1 protein-coding gene is annotated in these 700 nt (G+C 39.9%); it reads left to right on the top strand.

The window, feature by feature from the left end; translation table 11 throughout:
• Positions 1-87 precede the first annotated feature (87 nt).
• A complete protein-coding gene (locus tag NT178_18940; GenBank protein ID MCX5814592.1) occupies positions 88-690 on the top strand; it encodes a hypothetical protein in 603 nt (200 codons plus the stop codon).
• Positions 691-700 lie beyond the last annotated feature (10 nt).

Here is a 700-nt window from a genome sequence, read left to right as displayed (position 1 = left end):
CAAGGCTCTTGACAACTTGATTCTTTAAATATACAATAAAAGTATATTATGAGAACTGACAATATTAGATCAAAACGAATCCTCAATTTGGTAGCAACACTACCTTCTTTTGGCGCGGCTGATCTTGCTCCCGTGGGAGAAGATAGAACATATTTGAATATAATTCTATCTCGCCAGGTGAAGCAGGGAATGATGGTTCGCCTCAAAAAGAATCTGTATGTGACAAAGAGTTATCTTGATAATGCAGAGCGGAGAGGCATTTTTTCCGATTATGTTGAATTTGTTGCCAGCAAGCTCCACTCGCCCTCTTATCTCAGTCTTGATTATGTTCTCCACGAACACAACATGCTTACCGAAATTCCCCGGAATATAACTTCAGTGGGGCTTCGTAAAACAGAAAACTTTTCCAATGATCTGGGCAACTTCATCTATCACAAAATCAAGGAAGAGTTGTTCGTAGGATTCAAAGTGGTGAAGAAGGGAAGCTTTTCGATTCTCAAGGCCACGAAAGCCAAGGCGCTCTTTGATTTTCTCTATTTTAGGAAAAGATTGATCACAGACAAGCGGGCGGCAGAGGAACTGCGGCTCAATCTTGATGAATTCACAACGGATGATTTTAAGGAGCTTAAAGGATACGTTGAAATAGAAAGATCAACCCGAATGAAGGAGATTATTGATTGGCTAAAATAACAACCATTAT

The sequence above is a fragment of the Pseudomonadota bacterium genome, from assembly GCA_026388255.1.
In the GTDB taxonomy this organism is placed as follows: domain Bacteria; phylum Desulfobacterota; class Syntrophorhabdia; order Syntrophorhabdales; family Syntrophorhabdaceae; genus JAPLKB01.
This window is presented reverse-complemented; position numbering and strand designations above follow the sequence as displayed.